Raw genomic sequence first — 25,086 nt, forward strand, 5'->3', positions numbered from 1 at the left:
GATTCTACTCAATGACGAGGAAATGACGATCTAATGTGCGGCATAGCCGGCATTTTAAACGTTGATGGGAAACCGGTCTCCATCAACACCCTGAAGAAGATGACGGATGCAATAAAGCATCGCGGGCCTGACGGAGAGGGTTTTTGGACCGAATCCTTTGTGGGTTTCGGGCATCGCCGCCTGGCCATTATTGATTTATCGCCGTTGGGGCATCAGCCGATGCAGAACAACGACGGGTCGCTCGTCATAGCCTACAACGGCGAGGTGTACAATTTCCAGAATATCCGACTTGAGCTCGAGGCAAAAGGCTATGCGTTCCACTCAAGGACAGACACAGAGGTTGTGCTGAAGTCGTATCAGGAGTGGGGCAAAGCCTGCGTCGGCAAGTTCAACGGCATGTTTGCGTTTGCCATTTGGGACAAGAAACAACAGCAACTGTTTATTGCACGCGACCGGTACGGCATCAAGCCCCTCTACTACTACTACAAGAACGGTGTCTTTCTCTTCGGATCCGAGATCAAAGCGCTTCTCACGCATCCCGATTTCTCCGTCTCGGTTTCGATTCAAGCGTTGAATGAGTACTTCTCATTTCAGAATGTCTTTTCCGATCTCACGCTTTTTGAGGGCGTACGGCTGCTTCCGGCGGCGCATACTCTGACGCTCCGGCTCGGAGACCTGAACTCTCTCCGCACGGAAAGGTACTGGGATTATCATTTCCGCGATGAACTGACGCTGACCGAGGATGAATGCGCGCTGGAACTCTCCCGCTTGTTCGAGCAGGCGGTCAACAGGCAACTCATCAGCGATGTGGAGGTCGGTTCGTATCTGAGCGGCGGCATGGACTCAGGGTCGGTGACCGCTATCGCTGCGAGGAGCTTCAGAAACCTCAAAACATTTACAGGTGGGTTCGACCTCTCCTCGGCTTCGGGCCTTGAGCTCGGATTTGACGAACGGACAAAAGCCGAGTTTCTTTCCAACGCATACAAGACCGAGCATTATGAAGTTGTTCTCAAGGCGGGCGACATGGAGCGGGTGATGCCTGATCTTGTGTGGCATCTTGAAGATCTGCGTCTCGGCCAATCCTATCCCAACTATTACATTGCAAGGCTCGCAAGCAAGTTCGTGAAGGTTGTGCTTTCAGGGGCGGGCGGTGACGAGTTGTTTGCAGGATACCCATGGCGCTATTTCAGCGCCGTATCGAACGACGACCCCAATCACTACATCGACAAGTACTATCGCTATTGGCAGCGTCTCGTGTCGGACAGTGAGAAGCCGGATTTCTATCAGCCGTCGATCTACCCGCAGATTTGGGATTATCAAACCAAGGACGTGTTCCGCACCATCATCAATGGCAAGGCTCCGAAAAGCAATGAGGCGAGCGAATACGTCAATCAGTCTCTGTATTTTGAAATGCGCACGTTTCTCCACGGCCTGTTTGTCGTGGAGGACAAACTCAGCATGGCGCACAGCCTTGAGTCGCGTGTCCCCTTTATGGATAATGATCTTGTTGATTTTGCCATGCGGGTGCCAGCGCGCTACAAATTGATGAGTCTCCATTTGCAAAGGCGCATCAATGAGAATGATCCTCAAGTCGCCAAGTCGATGGAGCAAACAACGGAGGGGAAGCAGATCTTGCGAAAAGCGTTGTCGCCTTTCATGCCGGAGCAATTCACAAACGGGGCAAAGCAGGGATTTTCAGCGCCGGATGCAAGTTGGTTCCGCGGTGAGAGTATTGAGTACATTCGCACGCTGCTGTTCGATAGAAAAGCAAGGATATACGACTATATACAACCTGCGAAAGCGCAAGCCTTCATGCGCGAGCATTTTGATGGAAAAACGAACCGCAGGCTTCTGATCTGGTCTCTCCTTTCATTCGAATGGTGGCTTCGGCAATTTATCAAGTGACTGTAACCTCTGAAAGGTGAAAGCATGAAACTCGAAATGAATGAGCTGCTTAAAGGACTTCGCTCATTGTACGAGCAATTGCGAAGTGACAACTCAAGAAAATGGAATCGCGATCTCCCTTTTGAAGAGCTCTTGTTTGATCGTTGGGAGCGCGCACGAATTCTTGGTTTTGGAGAAGGATCGAGCATATACCATAACAGCTATGTTTATGGCAATGTCAAGGTAGGTCTCAATACATGGATTGGTCCTTTCACGATACTTGATGGAACTGGTGGATTGACAATTGGTGACAATTGCAGCATCAGCGCAGGGGTTCAAGTCTATACACACGATTCCGTGCTTTGGGCTTTGTCCGGTGGTACCGAAAAATACGAGCATCAGCCAACATCAATCGGATCACGCTGCTACGTCGGCCCGAACACTATTATCTCGAAAGGGGTCGTTGTTGCCGACGGATGTTTGATTGGTGCAAACAGTTTTGTTAATCGGTCGCTTCCGGCCGGTTCCAAAGTTGCAGGCAATCCGGCACGCCCCATCTAGAACAACATGGCTGGCACACTAATTAAAGCTGAAGACATGCAAACTGCCGTCGATGTAGAGGAAGTCTCTTCGCGTCAAACACCGGCTCACCTACGCAGGCGACGCATTTGCACGCGGTGTATCTATGACGAAACCGTCGGAGGAATTCGATTTGACGCAGAGGGCGTCTGTAATTATTGTCATACCATTGATCAGTTGCGGATTGAGTATGCAACTGGAACACCTGAAGGAGAGAAGAGACTCCAGGTTTTGATTGACCGGATGCGGCAAGATGGACGCAACAAGAAATATGATTGTGTTGTCGGAGTTAGCGGAGGAACGGACTCTTCCTTCATGATAGCCAAGGCTGTCGAATGGGGGTTGAGGCCCTTGGCGGTTCATTATGACAATACTTGGAACACGGCGATCGCCACCGAGAACATCAAGAAGGTTCTAGGGAAGCTCGGAGTAGACCTCTACACCCACGTTGTGGACAACAAGGAGGCAGACGACATCATCAAGTCCTTCTTCAAAGCCAGTGTCCCAGACCTTGACTGCGCAACCGATATCGCACTTGCAGAGACCTTGTATCGTGCTGCAGATACGTACGGTGTAGCGTATATTCTTGAAGGGCACTCGTATATTGCAGAAGGGATATCTCCTCTGGGAACACTCTATATGGACGGCAAATATATCCGATCAGTGCACAAATTGTACGGAACAATGCCGATGAGGACTTATCCAAACATGCCTTTCTGGACGTTCATGAAATGGATTCTGTTGAAGCGTATTAAGAAGATTCGTCCCCTTTGGTACATAGGCTATTCAAAGACAGAAGCACGGGCTTTCCTGGAGAGAGAATTTGGTTGGCAGTACTATGGTGGCCACCATCTTGAAAATCGCATCACAGCCTTTCATCATAGCTACTACAACCCGATGAAGTTTGGAATCGACAACCGCAACAACAGTCTTTCTGCATCTGTGCGGGCAGGCCTTCTCTCTCGAGATGAAGCATTGATGGAATTTGCAGAGCCGCCTCACATGGAGCCTGACTTGTTGGAGTATTTCAAAAAGCGGCTCGGCCTCTCGGATGAAGAATTTGCATCCACCATGGCTTTGCCTGCAAAATCATATCGGGACTATCCAACCTATAAGCGTACCTTCGAGCGCCTTCGTCCACTCTTCTTTCTGTTGGCCAAAGTCAATCTCGTCCCTATGAGTTTTTACATCAAGTACACCTCTAAATCGGAGATCTGACCCGGCAGTGATCACACTTGTGGATTACGGCATGGGTAATCTCGGTTCGCTTGTGAACATGTTCAAAAAACTCAAAGTCGAAACCGAAGTCACCAGTGATCCGGCGTCGTTGAGTGTTGCCCGGAAGGTGTTGCTCCCCGGGGTCGGGGCCTTCGACGCCGCGATGAAACGCATAAACGACGGCGGCTTTCGGGACGTACTGATCCGGAAGGCGAAAGATGGTGTCCCAATTCTCGGGGTCTGCCTGGGTATGCAACTTCTGCTGGAGTCGAGTGAGGAGGGGAGTCTTGCGGGATTGGGATTCATTCCGGGTTCCGTGCATAGATTTTCATTTTCTCTGGATTCCGGATTGAAGGTCCCGCACATGGGATGGAACCGCGTCAGCGAAATCAGGCCCTCACCTTTAACAACCGGGCTGCCGGATGACCCCCGCTTCTACTTTGTGCATTCCTACTACGTGAAGGCAGCAGATCGCTCCGATGTTGTTATGCAAACCCATCATGGAATACACTTCGATTCGGTTATCCAGCATGACAATATTTTTGGAGCACAATTTCACCCCGAGAAGAGTCACAAATTCGGACTCCGGCTACTTGAGAACTTTGCTTCTCTCTGATTGTTGTGGTTAGGACCCGTGTCATTCCGTGCCTGCAGCTTGTGGGTGAAAGTCTCGTCAAGACCATTAAGTTCGGTGAATACGGGTACATCGGCGACCCGGTCAATACGGTTCGCATCTTCAATGAGTTGGAAGTTGATGAACTTTGCTTTCTGGATATCCGGGCGACGAAGGAAAGGCGTGAACCCAATCTTGATGTGCTGCGCCAGATCTGCGACGAGTGTTTTATGCCGCTTGCCTACGGAGGCGGGATTCATGACTTCAATGCTGCAAAGAAGATCTTTTCACTTGGATTCGAGAAGGTTGTCGTGAATACCCATGCCTATCGTGATCCTTCATTCGTGACAAAACTCTCCGAGCATTTTGGCGCGCAGGCTGTCATCGGCTCCATTGATTTCAAGAAAACCCTCTTTGGAAAGTATCAGGTGTTTGTGAACGACGGGCAGGAGAAGACACCGCATGAGCCATTGGAGTGGGCACAACAACTCGCTGCCCTTGGCGCAGGCGAACTGTTGCTTACTTCAATGGATCGTGACGGCACCTGGTCCGGATACGATGTCGAGCTTACAAAACGGGTGGCTTCGGCCGTAACCGTACCGGTGATTGCCAATGGCGGTGCTGGCTCAATCGAGCATATCGGCGAAGTCGTGAGAGCGGGAAGTGCCTCAGCGGTGGCTTTGGGGAGTATGGTTGTTTATCAAAAGAAGGGGATGGGGGTACTGGTGAATTTTCCGGATAGAAAGAGTCTCGAACTGAGATTGGGTTACTGATGAAGCTTGCTCTTGTCGGAAACGCTGCGAACACCATGTTCTCGTTGGCCAGATATCTGAGGGCGCGTGGCTTTGATGCCCATTTGTATCTCATGGCTAATGAATTCGATCAGTTTCATCCAAGCAACGACAGCTATGCTGATGATTATAGGGACTATACTTCCCGGATTTCGTGGAGCAATCTGCCCTCCATTTTCTATTCAAGCAAGAAATCGGACATAAGACAGTTTGTTGCCAAGTATGATCGGGTCATCGGAAGCGGTGCAGTCCCGGCATATCTGAATAAAGCAGGAGGATGTCTGGATGTATTTATCCCCTATGGCTCGGACTTGTATTTCATCCCGTTCGTGAAGCTTTTGCAGACTCCCAAATCTAAATTTCACAAGTACGCTTTCCTGAAATACCATCAAAGGGAGGGTATCAGGAATTCTCGTGTGATCGTCATGGACAAATCGAACGATGAGTTCGAAAGCAACTTGACAAAGCTGAAGCCAAGAGGGAAAAGAATTGTATCCAACTCTCCCTTTATTTACGCCCCCGAATATGATCCAGGAAACATTTCACAAAACTACTCCGGCAGCAAATGGTATCCTGAGTTCAAGAGGATTCGTGAGGAGTTCGAGGTCGTGGTTTTTCATCATTGCAGACACTCCTGGAAGACACATGGTAACTCATACAGTTATAAGGGGAATGAGAAAGTACTTTCCGGGTTTGCCGATTTTGTCAAAGAGCACAAGAGGGCATGTCTTGTGACTACCGAGTATGGCCCGGATGTTGACGAGAGTAAGAAGCTGATTCAGGATCTTGGGATTGAAGATCATGTGAGATGGTTTCCGCTCTTACCCCGCAAGGAACTCATGATTGGAATCAGCCATTGTGATATTGGCATTGGAGAATTAGGTATGAGTTGGTTTTCGTACAGCGTCATATACGAATTTCTGACAATGGGAAAACCGGTTGTTCACCACAGGAATGATGAACTCTATGAGGGCAGGTATCCACAAATGTATCCGATGATCAAAGCTACTTCCTCTGACGAAATCACACGCATTCTCTGGAATCTCGTGAATGACAGTAGAAGATTTGCCGAGATAGGGGACGGGGGACGAGAGTGGTTCTTAAAATATGCGGTAGAAGAGCCGGTCAATACAGTTGTTGAGGCCTTGAATGAATAGCGCATTGATCCCGACCGTGCAGCTGATTTCGTGTCTTCTATTCATGCATTGATTCAATGGCAACAGCTTTCTATAATCTCGGGGGTCGTCTTGCCCAGTTCCAAAGCCTCAATGGTCACGAGCAGTTTTGGGAAGAAAGATGGAGTCGGCGAGATATCAGTAGTTTTCTTGAGGCATACCGAAACGGTAGGCTTGACGAATTCGATGGTTTGTTCACACGCTACCTCCCACGCGATCTTCCCGTGCTTGAGGCCGGATGCGGTACAGGGCATTTTGTGATGGCACTGGCTGCAAGAGGCTATGCCGCTGAAGGCCTGGATTATGCCTCGGACACAATCGCCCGAATCAAGGGTTCGGCTCCGGAGTTGAACGTTCGAGTAGGTGATGTGTACAATGTCGATGTGCCCGATGAAAACTACGGTGGCTATATTTCCATCGGCATTTTCGAACACAATGTAGATGGTCCTGTTTCTGGATTGAAGGAAGTGCGACGAATTCTTCATCCTCGAGGCGTCGCGTTTATCTCAGTGCCTTACCTCAACGGACAACGGGCATCGTGGATGACGAAGACTCCCACGGTTGATCAAGAGACACTTCCCGACGGACGAAGGTTCTACCAATACTATTTCTCACGGAATGACTTTGAATTGCAGTTGGCTGAGTCGGGCCTGAGTGTGCTTGACGTTTTTCCGTATTCAGTATACTCCGGCCTGACGCGTGATTTTACTCTTGGGCGAAAGCTCCATGAACGGAGTTTCTTTCATTGGCGAATTCAGAGCGCGCTTGCTCACTTGTGTACGCGTGCGCCACTCTGGGCCCGCTGGCGTTGGGCACACATGATTATGTTCATTTGTAAGAGGAGTCAATAGGAAGTGAGGTACGACGCTGTGAAAGGTTATGTCTTGGGACTGTTTTCGCGAGGGCGAAGAATGTCGGCCATGGTCCGAGTGGGCACGGTGACGAAACTAGAAAGAAGACTCACACAATGTCAATGCGAAACAGAAGTATACTCGTAACCGGGGGTGCCGGATTCATCGGGAGCAATGTCGCGAAAGCTCTGATCAAGCAAGGATATCGCGTTGTTGTTCTCGACAATGAATCTACGGGAAATCGCGAACATGTTCCCCTAGAGGCAACTTACATTCATGGCGATGTAAGGAATGAAGCTGACCTTCACGAGGCATTCTCTCATTCGATTGACGTCGTCTTTCATATTGCCGGGCAAGCGTCAATCAGGAAATCGTTCGACAATCCAACACAGGATTTGGATGTCAATACTCGGGGAACTGTCCTCGTAACCTCATATGCGCAAAGGCATGGCGTCGGTAGGCTCATATATGCGAGTTCGATGACCATATACGGTAATCCGTCGGTTGTTCCTACTCCGGAAGAATGTCCACCCGATCCGTTGTCGTTTTATGCAATCTCCAAGTACGCCGGTGAGCGATACGTTCTGGCGGCCGCACGGAACAACAACGGTAGCCATCCTTTACGAGCAACGTGTTTTCGTATGTTCAATGTGTACGGTCCAGGACAGAGCCTTAGCAACAGCTATCAAGGGGTTTTTGCTATTTTCATCGGGAATGTACTGCGCAAAGAGCCCATCAACATACATTCGGATGGCAGGCAATCAAGAGACTTTGTGCATATTGACGATATCACGCGTGCGTGGATATCGGCGATTGACAACCCCACAACCTATGGGCAGGTTATCAACCTGGGTTCCGGTGAGGATGTTTCAGTGAATCGCCTGTGTGATTTTGTTCTGAGTACATTCGGTACGAATCGGGCGGAGTATCCTGTCCAATTTCATCCCCCCCAGCCTGGAGATATCCGAAAATCTGTGGCAGACATATCCAAGGCACGCAGAATGATGGAATGGGCACCGCAGGTTCACCTTGAGAAAGGGATGTCTGAAACCGTCAGATGGGCTACTGAGCAAAAGAAATTGCAGCTTGCCTAATGGACCTCATATGAGTGGCGGTGGATACAAATACGAAGTAACACTGTATGCAACCCCTGATTTCCGGCATAGTTCATATGTCATGAAAGGGCTCTCGGATTTACAGAGAGAAGGGATAGTGAGGATTAAGCCAAGGATTCGTGGACTGCAATATCGTGATCGGGTAGTAGTGGATGGCGGCATCCTGATGCGCTTGAATCGTCCGTATCCTTGGTCGCCAATCTGTCGCATCAAAGATCTTGAATCTGGAGTAGTGACAAAGATTGCCATCGATCTCCAGGATTGGCCGAATTGGTTTTCTCGTCACGCATTGACACAGGCCGACATTGTTTTTAAAAGAAGCTATGACAAAAATACTGCAGGATTGATAGCGCGCGAGTTCGGGGTTAAAGTCCTGCCCTTCGGGATGTCCCATTCATCCAAACTTGATGGCAATGTACTGTCCGACGGACAATTGAGGATACTGTCACTCTTGGGCAAGCTTGAGTCTGTACTCAACGACCCACTGCGGCTACGAGGTCGCCTATCCACCATACGATTTCATGGCCATCGTCCCATGGCCCAAATCAATTCCAAGTCATTTACCGACCGCAAACCCAGCCTGCCCGATCGTTATGTGTTCTTTCAAGTGAAGTACTATGATTGGAACAACCGTTGGTCAACTCCGCTCAATGAGTATCGCGCAGAAATAATTCGAAGTTTGAGACAACATCTCGGCAACAGTTTCCAAGGTGGTATGTTCTTCGAAGGTTCCGTACCGGATGGATATCGCGACTGCATAACGGATCTTCCCACATCTCAGGAACACTACCTGAACCTCGTACAGCGGGCAACAGTTGTTGTTTCTACGAATGGATTTGCGCAATCTCCGCCATGGAAGTTGTGCGAATACCTGAAGATGGGAAAATGTATTGTTTCCGAACCGATGGCGTATGAGCTTCCTGTGTCATTGGTGGATGGTAGGGATGTACAGTACTTTCAAACTCCTGATGATTGCGCAGCTGTATGTCAATCGTTGCTGGACAATCCCCGGCAAACAGAAGAGTTAGGTGGAAATGCCCGGTCATTCTATGAAGCCAACATCAAGCCACGAAACACAATTCTAAGGACGATTAGCAATTCTCTTGAGGCAAGAAGCTAGCCATATAGATGAGGCGAGGTTCTCTCTGAAACGTCAAGAGTAGTCTCATCTTCACTGAGTGTACGCTATGGCAAGTCCTGCAAAAATACTCTTCACAATTCCCAACTTCATTACAGCTGGTTCGGGCCGAGTAATGCTCAATATCCTCGAAAGACTTGACCGCAGTAAATTTCTGCCATCCATCTGTGTATTGCGAAGAGGTGGGAAACTTGATGCTGAAGTTGAGCGTTTAGGGATTCCCTTTTTTGAACTTCCCTTTACTGTGGATGTGAAGCCGTACTGGAGTCTTTTCGAGCGTTCACGAAGAGCCGCGAGAGCTTTTAGTCCATACAGATTTGATTTATGGCATTCATTTCACTACGCGGGGGAGTATACAGAGCCGATTATTGCCAGACTTGCAGGAGCTAAAGCCTGGGTGTATACAAAAAAGGCAATGGGCTGGGGATCAAGGGCATGGAAAATCCGTTCTCTGCTGGCGACTCGCATAGTTGCAGACAATTCAGACATGTTACGCGTCATGTTTGAACGGCCATGGTTTGCACGCAAGGTCAGGCTAATCCATCACGGAATTCCTTCAGCTGAGTATGCTCCTACCGACAATCGACTTGCGCTGAGAGCGCATCTCGGCATCGGTAGCAGGCAAATAGTTGTGACATCCGTTGCCCATCTTTTGCCGGTCAAGGGGCACTCTACACTCATAGAAGCTCTCAATCAAATGCCGGATGCGCATTTGCTTCTTGCCGGAATGCCTCTTGATGCGGAGTATGTCCAGTCGTTGCATGCTCAGGTTAAAAAGTATGGTCTAGAAGGCCATGTCCACTTCCTTGGTGCAGTTGCAGACGTTCCCGCTCTGCTGTCTGAGACTGACATTTTTGTTCTTCCAACATGGGCCAAATGGAGGATGGAAGGATGTCCGGTTGCGTTGTTGGAAGCCATGTCCTGCGGGCGGGCCTGCATTGCTACGGATATACCGGGCTCGCGGGATTTGATAGAGAATGGCAGAAGCGGGCTTCTTGTTCCTCCCGAAAACCCGGCGGCGTTGTCGCACGCGTTGACAACATTGATTGAAAACCCGTCTCTGCGCATGCGGTTGGGAGAAGCGGCGAGAGAACGAGTACTCAAGCACTACACCATCGAGCATGAAGTAGCGGCCCATGAACAGATGTACAGTGAACTCCTCGGATGACGGGTGTGACCGGGGGAAAGAACACCGCGAAGGCGCGAAGACACGAAGTAGTTGCAGATTGTTGGTAGACGCAGCAGTTGTTGTATGTCGCCCCTTCAGGGCTTTGGGCTCGCATTGGATGTTGAGTGTCGGGGCTTTGCCCCGACCTATAATATTTGACGCCTTCAGCGTCATTCCCCGACTGGTGAAAGAACACCGCGAAGACGCGAAGACACGAAGCGGTTGCAGATTGTTGGTAGGGCAGCAGTTGTTGTATGTCGCCCCTTCAGGCTTCGGCTCGCATTGGATGATGAGTGTCGGGGCTTTGCCCCGACCTATAATATTTGACGCCTTCAGCGTCATTACACCGACTGGTGAAAGAAAACCGAACACATCGTTGGTAGGAGCGGGCGGACAGGCCTCTCACTGGCACACAGGGCCCGCACACAGAGTGGAATATTGGTTGAACGCAGCAAACAGAATCCGCAGATTAGACACTCTCCTCTGTGGGCTGGTTGTGTGGAGGAGAGAGGGGAGACGGAGGCTCGTCCGCCGAAGCGAAGCGTAGGCGGAGGTGTGTTATTTGAGTGGACCGATACCGTCGCGGCGCTCAGTGAAATTCGCGGGACCACACCCCGTCATCCCGACTACCGTCGGGATGCCACCCCTCTCCCCGACGCGATAGCCCACACACAGAGGGGAATATTGTTCAAACGTGTGAAACAGAATCCGCGTATAACACATTCCCCTCTGCGGGTGAGCAAGTGTGAAAGAGAGAGGGGAGACGGAGGGGTGTGTATCCAAGTCAAAGAACATCACGAAGACGCGAAGGCGCGAAGTGAATGTTGGTTGAGCATGGCAAATAGAATCAAGGCGAGCGTGCAGACACGAAATCATGAATGGGGTCGCAAGTTGTTAGTCGGATTATCAATGATTGTATGTCGCCCCTTTGGGGCTCTGGGCTTCCATTGGTTGATGAGTGTCGGGGCTTTGCCCCGACCTGTAGTATTTGACGCCTTCAGCGTCAGATCTCCATGGACAAGGGGATAGTCTTCACTGCGCCATCCGGATTTACAATATGTCCCTGAAGGGGACAGATACTACAGCCGGGGGCGAAGCCCCCGGAATCGGACACACGACATACTGCCGAAAGCCCTGAAGGGGCGGGATACACTTCATTACATCCTCATGTGATCAATAGCGGTGAACTAATATTGAATCTTCCCTTCACTCGAAGGATGCAGCAACCGTCGGGGGCAACCTCGATGATCGCCGACCTTTTGATCGGCTTTCGCTTGAGAGAGAATGCCCCTCGAGGACGTGCGGGAAGAACCGACTGGCATGCGGAGAAGGTTTCAGAAACATGCGAACTTCTCGTTCAATCCCAAGGTAGCGGGTGGAAGGGCTACCCGTTGCTCACTGTTGAAAAAGACGAGTGGCGACTGAGCCTTCTCGGCGAAATTTTCGGGACAACAGATGCGGGGAATGCAGTTCTGCAGTTTGTCCGTGATCCGCAAGAGTGCGGACTGAACGGCCATTTCCTTCTGTTCGGCTACAACACTGTAACGCTCGAATGGCATGTGTGGACGGACAGGTTCGGGACGCTTCACGCATACTACGCCGAAAACGGACATCAGGCCGCAATCGGCACGTTCTTCCCGACTGTTGCGGCTGTCGCGTCAAGGCGCAGAATCGACAGAACCGCTCTTGCAGGATTTTTCAGATTCGGATTCTTCCCGGCCGACAGGACATACTTCGAAGACATCCGCATTCTCCAGCCTGCCTCGCAGTATGTCTTTGACGAAAACGGCCGGTTGCTGCACTCGCGCAGATACCGGCAATGGCATTACGTCCCGGATCAGCAACGCAGCGCCGACGACACGGTGGCCGAGTTTGCGCATCTGTTCGGAACCGTCATGGATGACATGACGTCACACGGACGCATTGCCCTTCCCGTTTCCGGCGGACTCGATTCCCGATCCACTGTTGTTCCTTTGCACTCCAGTCCGGAGAATATCTGGAGCTACTCCTACGGCTATGCCGCCGACTCTCCCGAAATCTCGATCGCGAAGGACATTGCAGAGGCCCGGTCGCTTCCGTTTGAGAGTTTCACCATCACACCGTATCTCTTTGACCGCCTCGATCATGTTCTCGCATCAGTGGAGGGATTTCAGGATCTCACGCAATGCAGACAGGCGTTCGTCGCCGATCGGATAGCAGCAAACGCCGATTACCTGATTGCCGCGCATTGGGGAGATGTGTGGATGGACAGCATGGGCGTTGACAATCCGATCGGGCATGATACCGGTACTTTGGCTGACATGACATACGGAACGATGAAGAAGCGGGGAAGCGATTGGCTGATCGGAAATATGCTTCGGTCCGGCCGGGCGGAAGCCGATTCGAATCTTCGCGACATTCTACTGAAAGAACTCATCCAGTACGAAGGAATTGCTGATCCCGATTTCCGTCTCAAGGCGGTCAAGACCGACACCTGGTCGTTCCGCTGGACGATTGCGAGCTTGCGCATGTTTCAGGCTGCCGCATTCCCGCGGTTGCCGTTTTATGATACGCGGCTTGCGGATTTCTTCTGCACGGTCCCGACGGATTTCGTCAGAGATCGACGGCTCCAGATCGACTATATCAAACGTTTCGCCCCCGATCTTGCCCGGATTACCTGGCAGGCGTATGATGCGGATCTCTTCCGCTATCAATATTTCAATTCACTCCTCCTGCCCAAGAGAGCCGTCCGTAAAGCGGCCAGGATGATCACGCGTCGACCGGTGATTGCAAGGAACTGGGAAATTCAATTCAGCGGCGAGCAGGGGAAGGAAGGACTAGCGTACTGGCTGCTTCGTCCGGGACTTCGCATTCACGAATACTATCCACCCGACTCCTTGCGCAGATTGCTGACTGAGTTTCACGCATCGCCGGATGCGGGGAAAGGGTACGCAGTTTCGATGCTGCTCACAGTCTCGTCATTTCTTGAGACGTATGGATAAGCGATTGAAATTGCTTATTGTCGGGATTGCGTGGCCGCCCGAGACATTTCTTGAAAGGCTTATTCACGGGTTGCTGCAACACGGCATTGAGATCACGATTGCGAGCAGCAAGAAGCCGGGACGCGACTTGCCACCTGGACTTACGTGGCTGAAGCTTCCATCGTCCGAGGCTCCGCCGCCGGTAGCTGCGGCAGAGACACTGTCCGGGGCTGTCCGCGCATTGCTTTTATCGCGTCGTGATTTCGGCAAGTTGTCTTCTTCAACAACCGGAATCGCTGCGTCACGATTCTTCCTTCCATTCGCAGGTGGAAAGTGGGACGTCATCTACTTCCCGTGGAACTCGGCAGCGGTGGAGTATCTTCCGTTGTTCGATCTCGGACATGCAACTGTCGTGAGTTGTCGCGGAGCGCAGATCAACATAGCTCCCCACAACCCGGAGCGGGCCTCGATACGTCAGGGTCTTGAAGAGACTTTCAGGAAAGCTGCTGCCATACATTGTGTGTCCGAGGCCATCATGCATGAAGCGATGAAGTACGGCCTTGATGCACGCAAAGCTCATGTTATCAGGCCCGCGGTGGATGCTGACTTTTTTTCTCCTGACAGAGAGGGCCGTCGGACGATGGATTCTCTGCGAGTCGTAACAACCGGGTCATTGATTTGGAGGAAAGGATTCGAGTATGCGTTGCAGGCTGTTCAATCGGCAAAGAAGGCAGGGGTTGCGATCCGCTTCGATGTCATCGGCGACGGACCCGAACGACAAAGAGTAGTGTACACAATTCACGATCTTGGACTGCATGCTGATGTCCGGCTGTTGGGGAGTCAGAACAGTGAATCGGTTCGTGAACATCTCAGGAACGCCGATGTATTTCTTCTTTCAAGCCTGAGCGAAGGAATCTCCAACGCAGCACTGGAGGGGATGTCATGCGGGCTGCCCGTCGTGACAACGGAATGCGGCGGCATGCGTGAAGCGGTTGACGACGGAGTTGAAGGGTTCGTTGTGCCGGTACGGGACCCGGAGGCAATGGCAGATGCGTTGGTCAAGCTTGCAGACGATGAGGGCTTGCGGAAGAGGATGGGCGGGAATGCCCGTGCACGGATTGAGCAGGCGTTTTCGATTCGTGATCAGATTGGGAAGTGGTTGAGTCTTCTTGAGCATGCCCGATCACGCGTCGGCACAGAGAGGGCGGCAGCGTGATGAGGGGAGACATGTTGATGCTGCGTATGCAGACCTCGCCTCACACACCTCTCTTAGCAAGAAAGGCTTTTTCCGGTGTGTCCTGAATGAGCATTGTGCTGGTTGTACAGAGTTTTCCGAAGCTGTCGGAGACGTTTATTTTCAGGAAGTTTGCCGGTTTGCTGAGGAAAGGGTGGGATGTTCATGTTGTATGCAATGAGTCGGATGTCGCGGAATGGTTACACTTTGTGGAGGGAGTTCACCGCGGAGACGCGGAGAACGTGGAGGGAAAACCCTCTGCATCTCAGCGGTCAGAATCACGTAGGTCCCGTGTACATACAGGATGGCCTCACACACCTCACTGGCTTGCCGGTATGTTGATTCCCTTCGCGATGATCCACTGTCTCGCAAAGAATCCTGCCGGAACAATCCGTTATCTCCGTCTCGGATGGAAGCAGTCGGGCATCGGCGTTCTTAAGAAACTCTACACGGATCGTCCGATTATTTGTCTGAACCCCGATGTCGTGCACTTCGAGTTCGGCGCGTTGGCTGTCGGGCGCATGCATCTCAAGGAGTTGCTGCAGTGCCGGATTGTGGTGAGCTTCAGGGGGTACGATTTGAATTTTACAGGACTTGCCGCAGGGCGAAACTCCAGTTTCGCTTCCACAGGTTTGACAGGACCGATTCAGGAGAATCGGGTTACGGCTGCCGGGCCGATTCTGGAGAATCGGGTTACGGCTGTAGGGCCGATTCAGGAGAATCGGGCTACGGCTGTAGGGTCGATGCAGGAGAATCGGGTTACGGTTGCCGGACCGATTCAGGAGAATCGGGGTACGGCTGCCGGACCGATTCTGGAGAATCGGGGTACGGCTGCTGGGCCGATTCTGGAGAATCGTGCCACGGCTGCTGGGCCGATTCTGGAGAATCGTGCTACGACTGCCGGACCGATTCTGGAGAATCGGGTTACGGCTGCTGGGCCGATTCAGGAGAATCGGGTTACGGCTGTAGGGCCGATTCTGGAGAATCGGGTTACGGGCGATGGTGCTAAATATTATCACGACGTGTGGGATAAGGCGGATGTCATTCATCTGCTCGGAAACGACCTGTGGCGGCGGGCGCAGGAGCGAGGGTGCCCGCCGGCAAAACGCCACGTTCTGATTCCTCCGGCAATTGATCCCGAGATGTTCAATCCGGGTGATCGAAGTCATCAGGGTGTTGCAGGTACCACCGAACGACCTGTCCGGATTCTGAGTGTCGGACGTCTTGAGTGGAAGAAGGGATACGAGTATGCGCTGCGTGCCGTCCGGCAATTGGTTGACAGGGGCGTTTCTGTAGAGTACCACATAGTCGGCAGCGGGGCATATTTAGAAGCCCTGACTTTTGCCCGCTACGAAATGGGACTTGAGCAAGTTGTGCATTTCGACGGTGCCCTGTCACCTGATATCGTGCGCGACAAAATGAATTGGGCTGACCTGTTGCTTCACGCCGCAGTGTCTGAAGGGTTCTGTAACGCAGTGATGGAAGCACAAGCGATGAAGTTGCCTGTGGTGTGTTCGGACGCGGGTGGGTTACCGGAAAACGTTGTGGACGGGGTAACGGGGTTTGTTGTTGTTAGACGTAACCCGGATGCGCTTGCAGAAAAGATCGAAATCCTCGCCCGCGATGCGGGGTTGCGGCAACGGATGGGGGAGGCAGGGCGTGAGCGTGTTCGACGATTTTTCCGGATTGAGAATCAGATAGCAGCGTTTGAAGAGATGTACCGCCAAGTAGAGCGACTTGCCGGAGTCGCTCAATTCAGCAACCCGGCCGCCTCAGGCCAGACAGAGGAGTATGTTATTCCCGGGCTGTCCCGCCAACCAAGTACAAACGAGGCGCAGTGAATGACACCATCACGGCGCTCAGTGAAATTCGCGGGACCACACCATGTCCCGACTGCGTCGGGGCACCTCCGCCAGAGGCGGACAGGCCTCTCCCCAGCGCTGATGCTTCCGCACAGAGGGGAATAATTGATTGAACGCAGCAAACAGAATCCTCGGATAACACATTCCCCTCTGTGGGTGAGCAAGTGTGAAAGCGAGAGGGGAAGCAGAAGGCTTGCCCGCCGTGGTGTACCTTCTTGACCGCCGATTCCTTTGGCGGTGTGGCGGGGGTGTGTATCAAGAGCCATTCGTTACACCCCGTGTTGTACCCCTTCTTGACCGCCGATTCTTTTGGCGGTTTGGCGGTGTGTGTGTTGAAAGTGCATCACGATGAAACGACAGCGACTTCGTTACAACCCAAAACTGACGGAGAAGGCGCGAGCGCTTCGCAATGAAAGCACTCTCGCTGAAGTGCTGCTGTGGAATCAGTTGAAACGCAAACAGATGCGCGGCTATGATTTTCATCGTCAAAAACCGATTGACCGGTACATAGTGGATTTTTTCTGCCAGAAATTGATGCTTGCGATAGAAATCGACGGAACAAGTCATATGTTCCGGGGGGAGCGTGATGCGAAGAGGCAAGAACGGCTGGAATCGTTGGGTGTGCATTTTCTGAGGGTTGATGATCTGGATGTGAAATTCCGGATGGATGATGTGTTGAAGATGATTGAACAATGGATTGATGGACACACAAAGAAGTGAAATTCGCGGGACCACACCCCGTCATCCCGACTACCGTCGGGGCACCTCCGCCAGAGGCGGACATGCCTCTCTCCAGCGCTGATGCTCCCGCACAGAGGGGAATAATTGATTGAACGCAGCAAACAGAAATCCGCGGATAACACATTCCCCTCTGTGTGTGAGCAAGTGTGAAAGCGAGAGGGGAAGCAGAAGGGGTGTGTATCAAGAGCCGCATTGCACACCCCATCCGACTGCGCAAAAAGAGTGCTTTGTCGGACACTCCGACTGCACAAAAAGAGTGCTTCGTCGGACACTCCGACTACACAAAAAGAATGCTTCGTCGGATACCTCCGCCAAAGGCGGACAGGCCTCTCTGGCACACGGGCCCGCGCACAGAGGGGAATATTGGTCAAGCGCAGGAAACAATTCATTTGCCCAATAACACAACGAACATAACACTCATCTGGTTTGGCAAAGGCGAACCTGCACCCGCGTGGCCGCTTGGCGACACGCTAACCGCGGACGCCACGGCTCCATCGGTTGCTTCGCTCATCGAGCAGAGCCTTCACGCCTCACAATCCGATGCCTGGCTCTTCTGGGACAGCGCGTTGGGAACTCCCGACCCTAAGCGCATAGTCGAGGCGATGGAGCGACCGGGAGACGTGTGGCATGCCGGAGTGAGGTTGGGCATGGGCGGACTCCCTTCATCAATTGACTATGTGAACCCGACCTGGATGCTCAATCGGGATCCCGATCCGGCAATCGAGGCGACATCATGGCGTCTCACGTGGCGATGCTGTCTGATACAGACGAATGTCTTGCGTCAGATGGGCGGTGTGGATTCCCGCTTTCAATCGCTCGACGCTGCCATGCTGGAGTTGGGGCACCGATGCGTGACCCGCGGAGTGATGACACGGCATCTCCCGTGGCTTGCCCCCGCCGGCGCAACGGCTTCAACGCCTGAGCTCGGATGCGAGGACGAGTTCCGGTTCATCTCCTACCGGTTCGGAATCAAGTGGTTGACGTGGGCTTTTTGGAGAACGATCATGCAGGGGAACGTCCCGCGTACAGCCGCATTGAAAGCCTTTCTCCGCGTTCGCCGCGAGCAACGTCCCGTAACACCGACCCCGTATAGACAAGAGCCGGTGAGCCGTAACGGCATTGCGTCCGATGCAAAAGTGAGTATCATCATCCCGACAGTTGACCGGTATCCGTATTTGCAATCCCTGCTTGCACAGCTCGGAACCCAGACTGTTCGTCCCTATGAAGTGATTGTCATTGATCAGACAGAAGCAACACATCGCCGGACGGATTTCGGGCAGTTGTTCCCCGATCTACCGCTTACCGTGTTGTACAGAGATGAGGCCGGCCAATGCAGTTCCCGCAATGCAGGCCTGCAACAATCAACGGGTGACTATATCCTGTTTTTGGATGATGACGACGACAACCTTCCGGCGACTCTGATCGAATCCCATCTGAAAACTCTTCATGAGTTTCGTGCGGACGTTTCATCGGGAGTGGTTCAGGAAGTCGGCATCGAGCGCCTGCCGGATGAATTCACGTTGTTGCGCATCTCTGATGTGTTCCCAACGAACAATACATTGCTACGGCGCGAGGTTCTGCACACATCGGGGTTGTTTGATCTTGCATATGAAAAAGGGGTCAGGGCTGATGGAGACCTTGGAATGAGAATCTATCTCACCGGCGCGTTGATGATTCTGAACCCTGAAATATCCTTGGTGCATCACAGGGCCCCATCGGGCGGCCTGCGAAAGCACAAGGCCCGCGTTGTAACGTATGCGGCGAGCAAGAAGAGTTTGACGGTACGCCATCTACCCAATCCGACCGAGGCGTATCTTGCATACAGGTATTTCTCGCCAAGGCAGGTGGGAGAGAGCATCAGGTTAAGGGTGTTGGGGACTCTGTTCATGGAGGGGAGCGCCGCAAAGAGGATTCTGCGTCTGTTTGTTGGGATCATAAGGCTGCCCGCAACGTCGGCCCGAATAAAGAACAAATATGTTGCCGGGCGAGCGATGCTGACAGAATATCCGCAAGTTGCCCGGCTTTCCGTGGATCGTACGTTGAGTTCAGGGAAGAACTTGCAAAGGATTCTGGAGGCCCATTGATCGTGCCTATTCCGGAAGTTCATCGGTTGAATTCCCCTGTTTCTCAGCCGGGGTCCCTGAAGGTAGTATTCCTTAAGGACTTGTTCGAGCTTGGCACCGCGCGCCACTTCATCAACGATTTCTACCGTTGGTTAGAGTATGACAAGCCAACGGTAAGGAAACGGCACTCCCGCAGCCTGAGCGGGTTGCCCGGACTTTCAGAGGCCTCCGACCTGAACGACGCCGATGTCTGGATACTTCCAATGACATGGAACTACTATCTCGAACACGGGAAGGTCGGGATGGTACACAACGCTGTGAACGAGGGATTGAGGAAGGGGAAGAAAGTCATCGCGTTTAGTACCGGCGACTTCACAGCGAATGTGCCATTCAAAGGACTTACAATTTTTGAAGCATCCGTGTACAAGTCGCGTAACACCGGCGCACAGACAATGCCTGTCTTCATAGAGGATTACTTGGAGAAGTATGCAGGCGGCGAACTCCTTCTGCGGAAAAAACAGCCAAAACCCTTGGTGGGCTTTTGCGGACAGGCGGGAGGGAACTTCATGTCGCACATTTTCAGGTCTGCGCGGCTTGCATCCCGGAGGTTTGCCTGGAAAGCCGGCATGACCACATGGGAGCCTGCCGCAGTCGAGCATACAGGGCTTCGCTCGCGCATCCTGAAGAATCTGGCGTCGTCGCCTCTTGTGCAAACGAACTTCGTTCTCAGAAAGAAGTACAAAGGAACGGAAGCCGGAAACGAAGAGAAGGTGAAGGCACAATTCGTTCACAACATCATTGATTCAGACTATACGGTTTGCGTTCGCGGGACAGGCAATTTCTCTGCCCGCTTCTACGAAACATTGTGCTTGGGCAGAATTCCCATTTTTGTGGACACGGATTGCAGATTGCCGTTTGACAACGTAATAGATTGGAAGAAGTATTGCGTCTGGGTCGAGAGTTCTGAAATTGAGCGGATAGGCCAGAAAGTGGCGGAGTTTCATGATAAAATGTCAAGCGAGCACTTCATTTACGTCCAAAGATCTTGCAGAGAATTGTGGGCATCACGGTTGCAGAGAGACGCTTGGCTCAATGTGTTTCTTCTAGCATCTCCCAATGCAACTCAATAAGTAGGGGTTCGAGTGTCCTCGATATTCGGCGATTTTTCAAATAGGACAAAGTACTTCGATAAGCTTCTTGCCGGGCAGAATGCGATCTGGCAAAAATCGGTGGAAACCCTGCAGTGCGATGTTGCGGCGGTGGCACTTTGCCAGCACGATTCGTACTTCCCCCTTGCTTCGCCGTTCATCGATGAACACCGGAAGCGCATCTACGCTCTTCATGGATACATCTGGGATAAGTCCGGCTTTCCGCCTACCCCACACGAGGCGAGAGCAACGGTCGCGAGAGCAGGGGATCGTTTGATTGAAACAGGTGATGCGCTTGATTCGTACGGCGGAGGGCTGTACACACTCGCCGTAGTTGATCTTTCAGAAAGGAGACTTTGGATTACCGGCGACCTGTCGGGTATCTTGCCGCTATACTACACGACGACTGGCGACGGTTTCCTTTTCAGCTCCCACAGCAAACTCCTGGCGGAGGTTCTGCAACGCCGCCTTGACAGAGTCGGCGTGGTTCAGACTGCGGCATTCCATTACTCCATCGGAAGCAGAACCCTGTACGAAGGAGTAGAACGTTTGAATCCCGGTGAGACGCTCTGCTGCTCGCTTGACAGCAATAAAGTCACGAAACGGCAAACCTCACGTGTGTACGGATCCCTCGATGCATATCGATCCGACGACGAAGCGGCAGATGCTTTATGGAGTGACTACATTGCAGGAATGCAGCAACTCTCCAAACCTCCGGGGAAGCATGGTGTTCTTTTAAGTGGTGGGTTCGATACCCGGCTCGTGGTTCGCGGGTTCTCCGAGATGGGCAAGGAAATAGCTGGAGTAACGTTCGGCGAAGTTGATAATCACGAAGTGAAGATTGCACAGAAGGTTGCCGCCCTTGCCGGAGGGAGGACAAGGGTTCACGTGCCGGTAGAAGATTGCCATCCTTCAAGTGACCGCGTTGAACAACTTGTGAAGCAAGCTGAATCAGCAAATTTCGCCTACTGTGAAACTGCAGCATCCATTCTAAGTCAAGAGGGAGTCGTTTCTGTTTCCACGGGTTATGGCGGCGAGACGTTCTTGGGCGGTCAGGCGTTTGCGATGTTGGGATCATCTTATGGTTCGAAGAGAAGGCTTGCCTTTGCATTGAGCCGGTCGTTAGGGCTTAGACCTTCCGGATTCACTACGGCGGTTACCTCTGCCAGCCTTTCGGAGATAAAGCAAGCGATTCTTGTTTTTCATACGCGATTACTGAATCGATCCGCAAAGTGGTTAGCTTCCTCGTGGCATTCCGCTCTTGATGAAGCAAGAACCGGTTTGGAGGGAGATATTGACGCAGAGTTGACGCGGTTTGCAGTTTCAGGCCCGGAAACAATGCAGCAAATGTGTGAACGTTTCTGGCTTGAGCATCATGTGCTCAAGCATTTTGGAAGACAGGAATTTACATTGACCGCTGCCTTGCCAATTGTCCTTCCGACCGTCAATAGCCCCTTTATTCGTCGTTGTTCAAACCTCAACCCTTCAAGGAAAGTGGATCATGGCCTATACCTGAGGATGGTCAAGAGGCATTTTGGGCATTTTGCAGAGGTCCCGACTTCCAATGTGCCGATTCGGCTTACGCATCCCGACTTCATCCTGTGGATTGCAAGGGCGTTCCGCGCAAGAAGAGATCAACAGCTTGTTCATGAGTATATTGCATCGCGCGGAAAATTGAACGGTCATCGGGCGGGATGGTCGGAGTTTGAATCGTGGATGCGAAACGGACCGTTCTTCAAGTCTGTGAGCGGGATGTTTGACCCGAATGTTTTTGATATTGAGTATGCGCAGGCCAGAAGCCTGCATGTCTTGAATTGGGAGGAACGAGTCTATTCGGGACAAGATTTCTTGACTCCGGTTACGATCAGTGGATTGATCAGAGGTTTATCGGAGTAGGTGAACGTGAAGCAGACTGCCAAGATTCTGTGGTTTTCCAGTGAGTTCCCTCCCGGTCCGGGGGGACTTGGCACGCATGCCTTTCAGATATGCCGGTATCTGGATGGGAACGGATGGAAGGTAACGGTGCTCGCGCCGCAAGACTATTCATCACCGGAAGATGTTTCAGAATTCAACAAGTCCGTTTCGTTCACAATACATACACTCCCGTCGGGTCGGGGTCCCGTAACGGAGTCGGTCCATAGATTCCGGACCTTTAGGTCGTTAGTGAAACAAGAGCAACCGGATCTTGTAATCGCAAGCGGAGAGAGGGCCGTCTGGATTACCGCCCTCGTATGCAGACTGACGTTGCAAAGGTGGGCGGCCGTTGGACACGGCACAGAGTATGGACTCCCGTCGGGATGGCGCGCATTTCTCACCCGGCTGGCGCTGAATCGAGCCGATCTTGTGATTGCGGTGAGCAAGTTCACGGGGGGACTTATCCATCGCCTTGGGGCAAAGTCTCGCCGCATGGTTGTCATACCGAACGGAGCTGACCAGGCTCAGTTCATGCGATTGCCAGGAAGCCAAGTCGAAGAATTCCGCAATAGAATAGGAATGTCGGAGAAGAAAGTGATTCTCACCGTCGGACAGGTGACGAAACGAAAGGGACAAGAGGTTGTTATCAGGGCGTTGCCGCACGTGCTTGAATATGTTCAGGGAGCCCACTATTTCATGGCGGGACTTCCCACTGAACAAAATGCTTTGATCAATCTTGCGAAGTCACTTGGAGTGTCGGAGCAGGTGCATTTTCTGGGCAGGCTCTCCCGGCAAGAGCTTCTTCTGTATATGAATGCATGTGACGTTTTTGCCATGACAAGCCGGATGACGGAATCGGGAGATTGTGAAGGGTATGGCATTGCGACGGTGGAGGCAGCGTTGTGTGGCAAGCCCGCCGTGGTGGCCGGTGAGTCGGGACTCGCAGAAGCGGTGGCCGATGGCGAGACAGGCATCGTCGTTCCTCCTAACGATGTAGAGGCAACAGCCAAAGGGCTGATAAGACTTCTTTCGGACGAGCAACTTTGCACGACAATGGGTGAGAAGGCCCGCCGGAGGGCTCTTGATGAACAAACGTGGGAGAACCGCGGCAGTCAATTTGAGAATGCGCTCCGAGGAATTCTTCAGCGAGAACAGCATGCTTCTGAACCAGTACTGGAACCCGCGTAACAATGGCGACTCTTCTCATCATATCACATACTGAACACTATCTTGTGGACGGCGTCTATCACGGTTGGGGAGCAACGGTGAGAGAGATCGATCATCTCGCAACGATGTTCGACAATGTCGTGCATCTTGCGCCGTTGCATGATGCGGGGGGAATGAACAGAAACGCCCTTGCATATACTGCCTCAAGCGTAACCGTTATGCCTGTTCGTCCGTCGGGCGGGAATTCATTCGTGGCAAAGCTCGGAATCATTGCCGCAATTCCCGCGTATGTACGTGCCATTCGGGAGGCAATGCGACATGCGGACGTTATACACGTGCGCTGTCCTGCAAACATAAGTCTTACAGCCCTCCTCGTTTTGCTTGTCGCCGGCAAGGGAAAGAAGATCTGGATCAAGTACGCCGGTAATTGGAGGCCGCGGTCACCATTTCCGCTATCATATTCTCTGCAGCGAATGATGCTGCGGGGCATGTTCAGACATGCCATCGTCACGGTGAACGGAACGGGTTCCGGAGATCCCAGACATGTTATCTCAATGCTGAACCCGTCATTGACTGACGATGAAGTGGTTGCTGCTTCGGAAGGAGCGCGTTACAAGGAGCTCTGCTCTCCATACAGGTTGCTGACTGTTGGGCGAACGGAGACCGAGAAAGGAACCGGGAATGCGCTTGAAATTCTGAAGAGGCTGAAAGAATCTCCCGGAAGTATTCATCTTGATGTCGTTGGCGACGGTCCGCAGCGACATTTTTATGAAGAGTATGCCCGCAAGCTTGGAGTCGCGGAGTGTGTGTCATTCCACGGCTGGGTCGGAAGGAACGAGTTAAACCGGTTTTATGAGCGATCCCACGTTTTCCTGTTGCTCAGCAAGACGGAAGGATGGCCAAAGGTGGTCGGCGAGGCAATGGCATTCGGATGTGTTCCTGTGTGCAGTGATGTCAGTTCGATTGGGCATCACCTGGCTCGATTCGGTACAGGCGCCGTTGTTGACAGGGAGGACATTACTAAGTCGGCATGCGTTGTTAGACAATTACTCTCGGACCCCGTTCAGTGGAAGAGGCAATCATCGAATGCTGCGCGGTCTGCCATGAATTTCAGCTACCGGGGATATACAACGCGATTAAGAGAAATCCTGAACGTAAAGAACTCATCGTTGCCGGTTCAGACAAAACGGGGTTGTGAGGTACCAGATAGGGAGGGACTGCATGCGAACTAAGATGCCTCAGGCGGTTATTGGAAACGGACGCCTGCAAGCCATAGTCGAAACACCGACGCCATGGATACTTCTGGCTTTTGCATTGTTGCACGTTCCGCTGGCATTGCTGATGCGCGGCGAGAGGATGATAGCTACAGTTCATGCGTTTACAACACTCATCTTGGGATTGGTTTTTGTCATCAAGAGCAGGAACCTTGTGCAGGTTGTGTATGTGGTGGCATACATTGCAGGCG

The 25,086-nt window shown here is 52.2% G+C and carries 20 protein-coding genes; all 20 read left to right on the forward strand.

The annotated features are described in order from the left end of the window. Positions 1-33: 33 nt before the first annotated feature. On the forward strand, positions 34-1,905 hold the full coding sequence (gene asnB, locus KF749_02660) for an asparagine synthase (glutamine-hydrolyzing) (protein MBX2990049.1): 1,872 nt from the start codon (positions 34-36) through the stop codon (positions 1,903-1,905). Positions 1,906-1,929: 24 nt separating this feature from the next. After that, positions 1,930-2,445: an acyltransferase gene (locus KF749_02665; GenBank protein ID MBX2990050.1), complete on the forward strand. Its 516-nt coding sequence runs from the start codon at positions 1,930-1,932 to the stop codon at positions 2,443-2,445. A gap of 36 nt (positions 2,446-2,481) precedes the next feature. After that, positions 2,482-3,681, forward strand: a complete 1,200-nt coding sequence (locus KF749_02670) for an N-acetyl sugar amidotransferase (GenBank protein MBX2990051.1) — start codon at positions 2,482-2,484, stop codon at positions 3,679-3,681. 7 nt (positions 3,682-3,688) lie between these two features. Beyond that, positions 3,689-4,297 (forward strand): imidazole glycerol phosphate synthase subunit HisH, encoded by a 609-nt coding sequence (hisH, locus tag KF749_02675; protein ID MBX2990052.1) that lies wholly within the window; start codon positions 3,689-3,691, stop codon positions 4,295-4,297. 5 nt (positions 4,298-4,302) lie between these two features. After that, the gene (locus tag KF749_02680) at positions 4,303-5,067 is read left to right on the forward strand and encodes an AglZ/HisF2 family acetamidino modification protein (GenBank protein ID MBX2990053.1); all 765 of its coding nucleotides are present in this window, start codon (positions 4,303-4,305) and stop codon (positions 5,065-5,067) included. Beyond that, the gene (locus KF749_02685) at positions 5,067-6,242 is read left to right on the forward strand and encodes a glycosyltransferase (GenBank protein ID MBX2990054.1); all 1,176 of its coding nucleotides are present in this window, start codon (positions 5,067-5,069) and stop codon (positions 6,240-6,242) included. Before KF749_02680 ends, KF749_02685 begins: the two co-directional genes overlap by 1 nt. Positions 6,243-6,298: 56 nt before the next feature. Further along, on the forward strand, positions 6,299-7,111 hold the full coding sequence (locus KF749_02690) for a class I SAM-dependent methyltransferase (protein MBX2990055.1): 813 nt from the start codon (positions 6,299-6,301) through the stop codon (positions 7,109-7,111). Between the two features lie 116 nt (positions 7,112-7,227). Next, positions 7,228-8,205, forward strand: coding sequence for an SDR family NAD(P)-dependent oxidoreductase (locus KF749_02695; protein ID MBX2990056.1), 978 nt, complete (start codon positions 7,228-7,230; stop codon positions 8,203-8,205). 82 nt (positions 8,206-8,287) lie between these two features. Continuing rightward, positions 8,288-9,346, forward strand: a complete 1,059-nt coding sequence (locus tag KF749_02700; protein ID MBX2990057.1) for a glycosyltransferase family 1 protein — start codon at positions 8,288-8,290, stop codon at positions 9,344-9,346. Between the two features lie 67 nt (positions 9,347-9,413). Then, positions 9,414-10,532 carry a glycosyltransferase gene (locus KF749_02705; protein MBX2990058.1) on the forward strand — a complete coding sequence of 373 codons (1,119 nt, stop codon included), beginning with the start codon at positions 9,414-9,416 and terminating at the stop codon, positions 10,530-10,532. 1,193 nt (positions 10,533-11,725) lie between these two features. Further along, a complete protein-coding gene (locus KF749_02710) occupies positions 11,726-13,513 on the forward strand; it encodes a hypothetical protein (GenBank protein ID MBX2990059.1) in 1,788 nt (595 codons plus the stop codon). Further along, positions 13,506-14,708, forward strand: a complete 1,203-nt coding sequence (locus KF749_02715; GenBank protein MBX2990060.1) for a glycosyltransferase family 4 protein — start codon at positions 13,506-13,508, stop codon at positions 14,706-14,708. Before KF749_02710 ends, KF749_02715 begins: the two co-directional genes overlap by 8 nt. Before the next feature lie 86 nt (positions 14,709-14,794). Further along, positions 14,795-16,567, forward strand: coding sequence for a glycosyltransferase family 4 protein (locus KF749_02720; GenBank protein MBX2990061.1), 1,773 nt, complete (start codon positions 14,795-14,797; stop codon positions 16,565-16,567). Positions 16,568-16,936: 369 nt separating this feature from the next. Then, on the forward strand, positions 16,937-17,308 hold the full coding sequence (locus KF749_02725; GenBank protein ID MBX2990062.1) for a DUF559 domain-containing protein: 372 nt from the start codon (positions 16,937-16,939) through the stop codon (positions 17,306-17,308). Positions 17,309-17,718: 410 nt separating this feature from the next. Then, entirely contained in the window at positions 17,719-19,413 is a 1,695-nt protein-coding gene (locus tag KF749_02730) for a glycosyltransferase family 2 protein (protein MBX2990063.1), read from the forward strand. Between the two features lie 2 nt (positions 19,414-19,415). Then, a complete protein-coding gene (locus KF749_02735) occupies positions 19,416-20,522 on the forward strand; it encodes an exostosin family protein (protein MBX2990064.1) in 1,107 nt (368 codons plus the stop codon). Between the two features lie 12 nt (positions 20,523-20,534). After that, positions 20,535-22,436, forward strand: coding sequence for a hypothetical protein (locus KF749_02740; protein MBX2990065.1), 1,902 nt, complete (start codon positions 20,535-20,537; stop codon positions 22,434-22,436). Between the two features lie 6 nt (positions 22,437-22,442). After that, positions 22,443-23,642: a glycosyltransferase family 4 protein gene (locus KF749_02745; GenBank protein ID MBX2990066.1), complete on the forward strand. Its 1,200-nt coding sequence runs from the start codon at positions 22,443-22,445 to the stop codon at positions 23,640-23,642. A gap of 2 nt (positions 23,643-23,644) precedes the next feature. Beyond that, a complete protein-coding gene (locus KF749_02750) occupies positions 23,645-24,853 on the forward strand; it encodes a glycosyltransferase (protein MBX2990067.1) in 1,209 nt (402 codons plus the stop codon). After that, on the forward strand, positions 24,843-25,086 hold a 244-nt coding region (locus KF749_02755; GenBank protein ID MBX2990068.1), incomplete at its 3' end, for a hypothetical protein. The genes KF749_02750 and KF749_02755, both read left to right, overlap by 11 nt.

This window comes from Bacteroidota bacterium, assembly GCA_019637975.1.
Lineage (GTDB): Bacteria > Bacteroidota > Ignavibacteria > UBA10030 > UBA6906 > CAADGV01.

Coding starts and splice junctions, on each gene's coding strand:
- asnB (MBX2990049.1), top strand. CDS start 34: ATGTGCGGCATAGCCGGCATTTTAAACGTTGATGGGAAACCGGTCTCC.
- KF749_02665 (MBX2990050.1), top strand. CDS start 1,930: ATGAAACTCGAAATGAATGAGCTGCTTAAAGGACTTCGCTCATTGTAC.
- KF749_02670 (MBX2990051.1), top strand. CDS start 2,482: ATGCAAACTGCCGTCGATGTAGAGGAAGTCTCTTCGCGTCAAACACCG.
- KF749_02685 (MBX2990054.1), top strand. CDS start 5,067: ATGAAGCTTGCTCTTGTCGGAAACGCTGCGAACACCATGTTCTCGTTG.
- KF749_02690 (MBX2990055.1), top strand. CDS start 6,299: ATGGCAACAGCTTTCTATAATCTCGGGGGTCGTCTTGCCCAGTTCCAA.
- KF749_02695 (MBX2990056.1), top strand. CDS start 7,228: ATGTCAATGCGAAACAGAAGTATACTCGTAACCGGGGGTGCCGGATTC.
- KF749_02700 (MBX2990057.1), top strand. CDS start 8,288: ATGAAAGGGCTCTCGGATTTACAGAGAGAAGGGATAGTGAGGATTAAG.
- KF749_02705 (MBX2990058.1), top strand. CDS start 9,414: ATGGCAAGTCCTGCAAAAATACTCTTCACAATTCCCAACTTCATTACA.
- KF749_02715 (MBX2990060.1), top strand. CDS start 13,506: ATGGATAAGCGATTGAAATTGCTTATTGTCGGGATTGCGTGGCCGCCC.
- KF749_02720 (MBX2990061.1), top strand. CDS start 14,795: ATGAGCATTGTGCTGGTTGTACAGAGTTTTCCGAAGCTGTCGGAGACG.
- KF749_02725 (MBX2990062.1), top strand. CDS start 16,937: ATGAAACGACAGCGACTTCGTTACAACCCAAAACTGACGGAGAAGGCG.
- KF749_02750 (MBX2990067.1), top strand. CDS start 23,645: ATGGCGACTCTTCTCATCATATCACATACTGAACACTATCTTGTGGAC.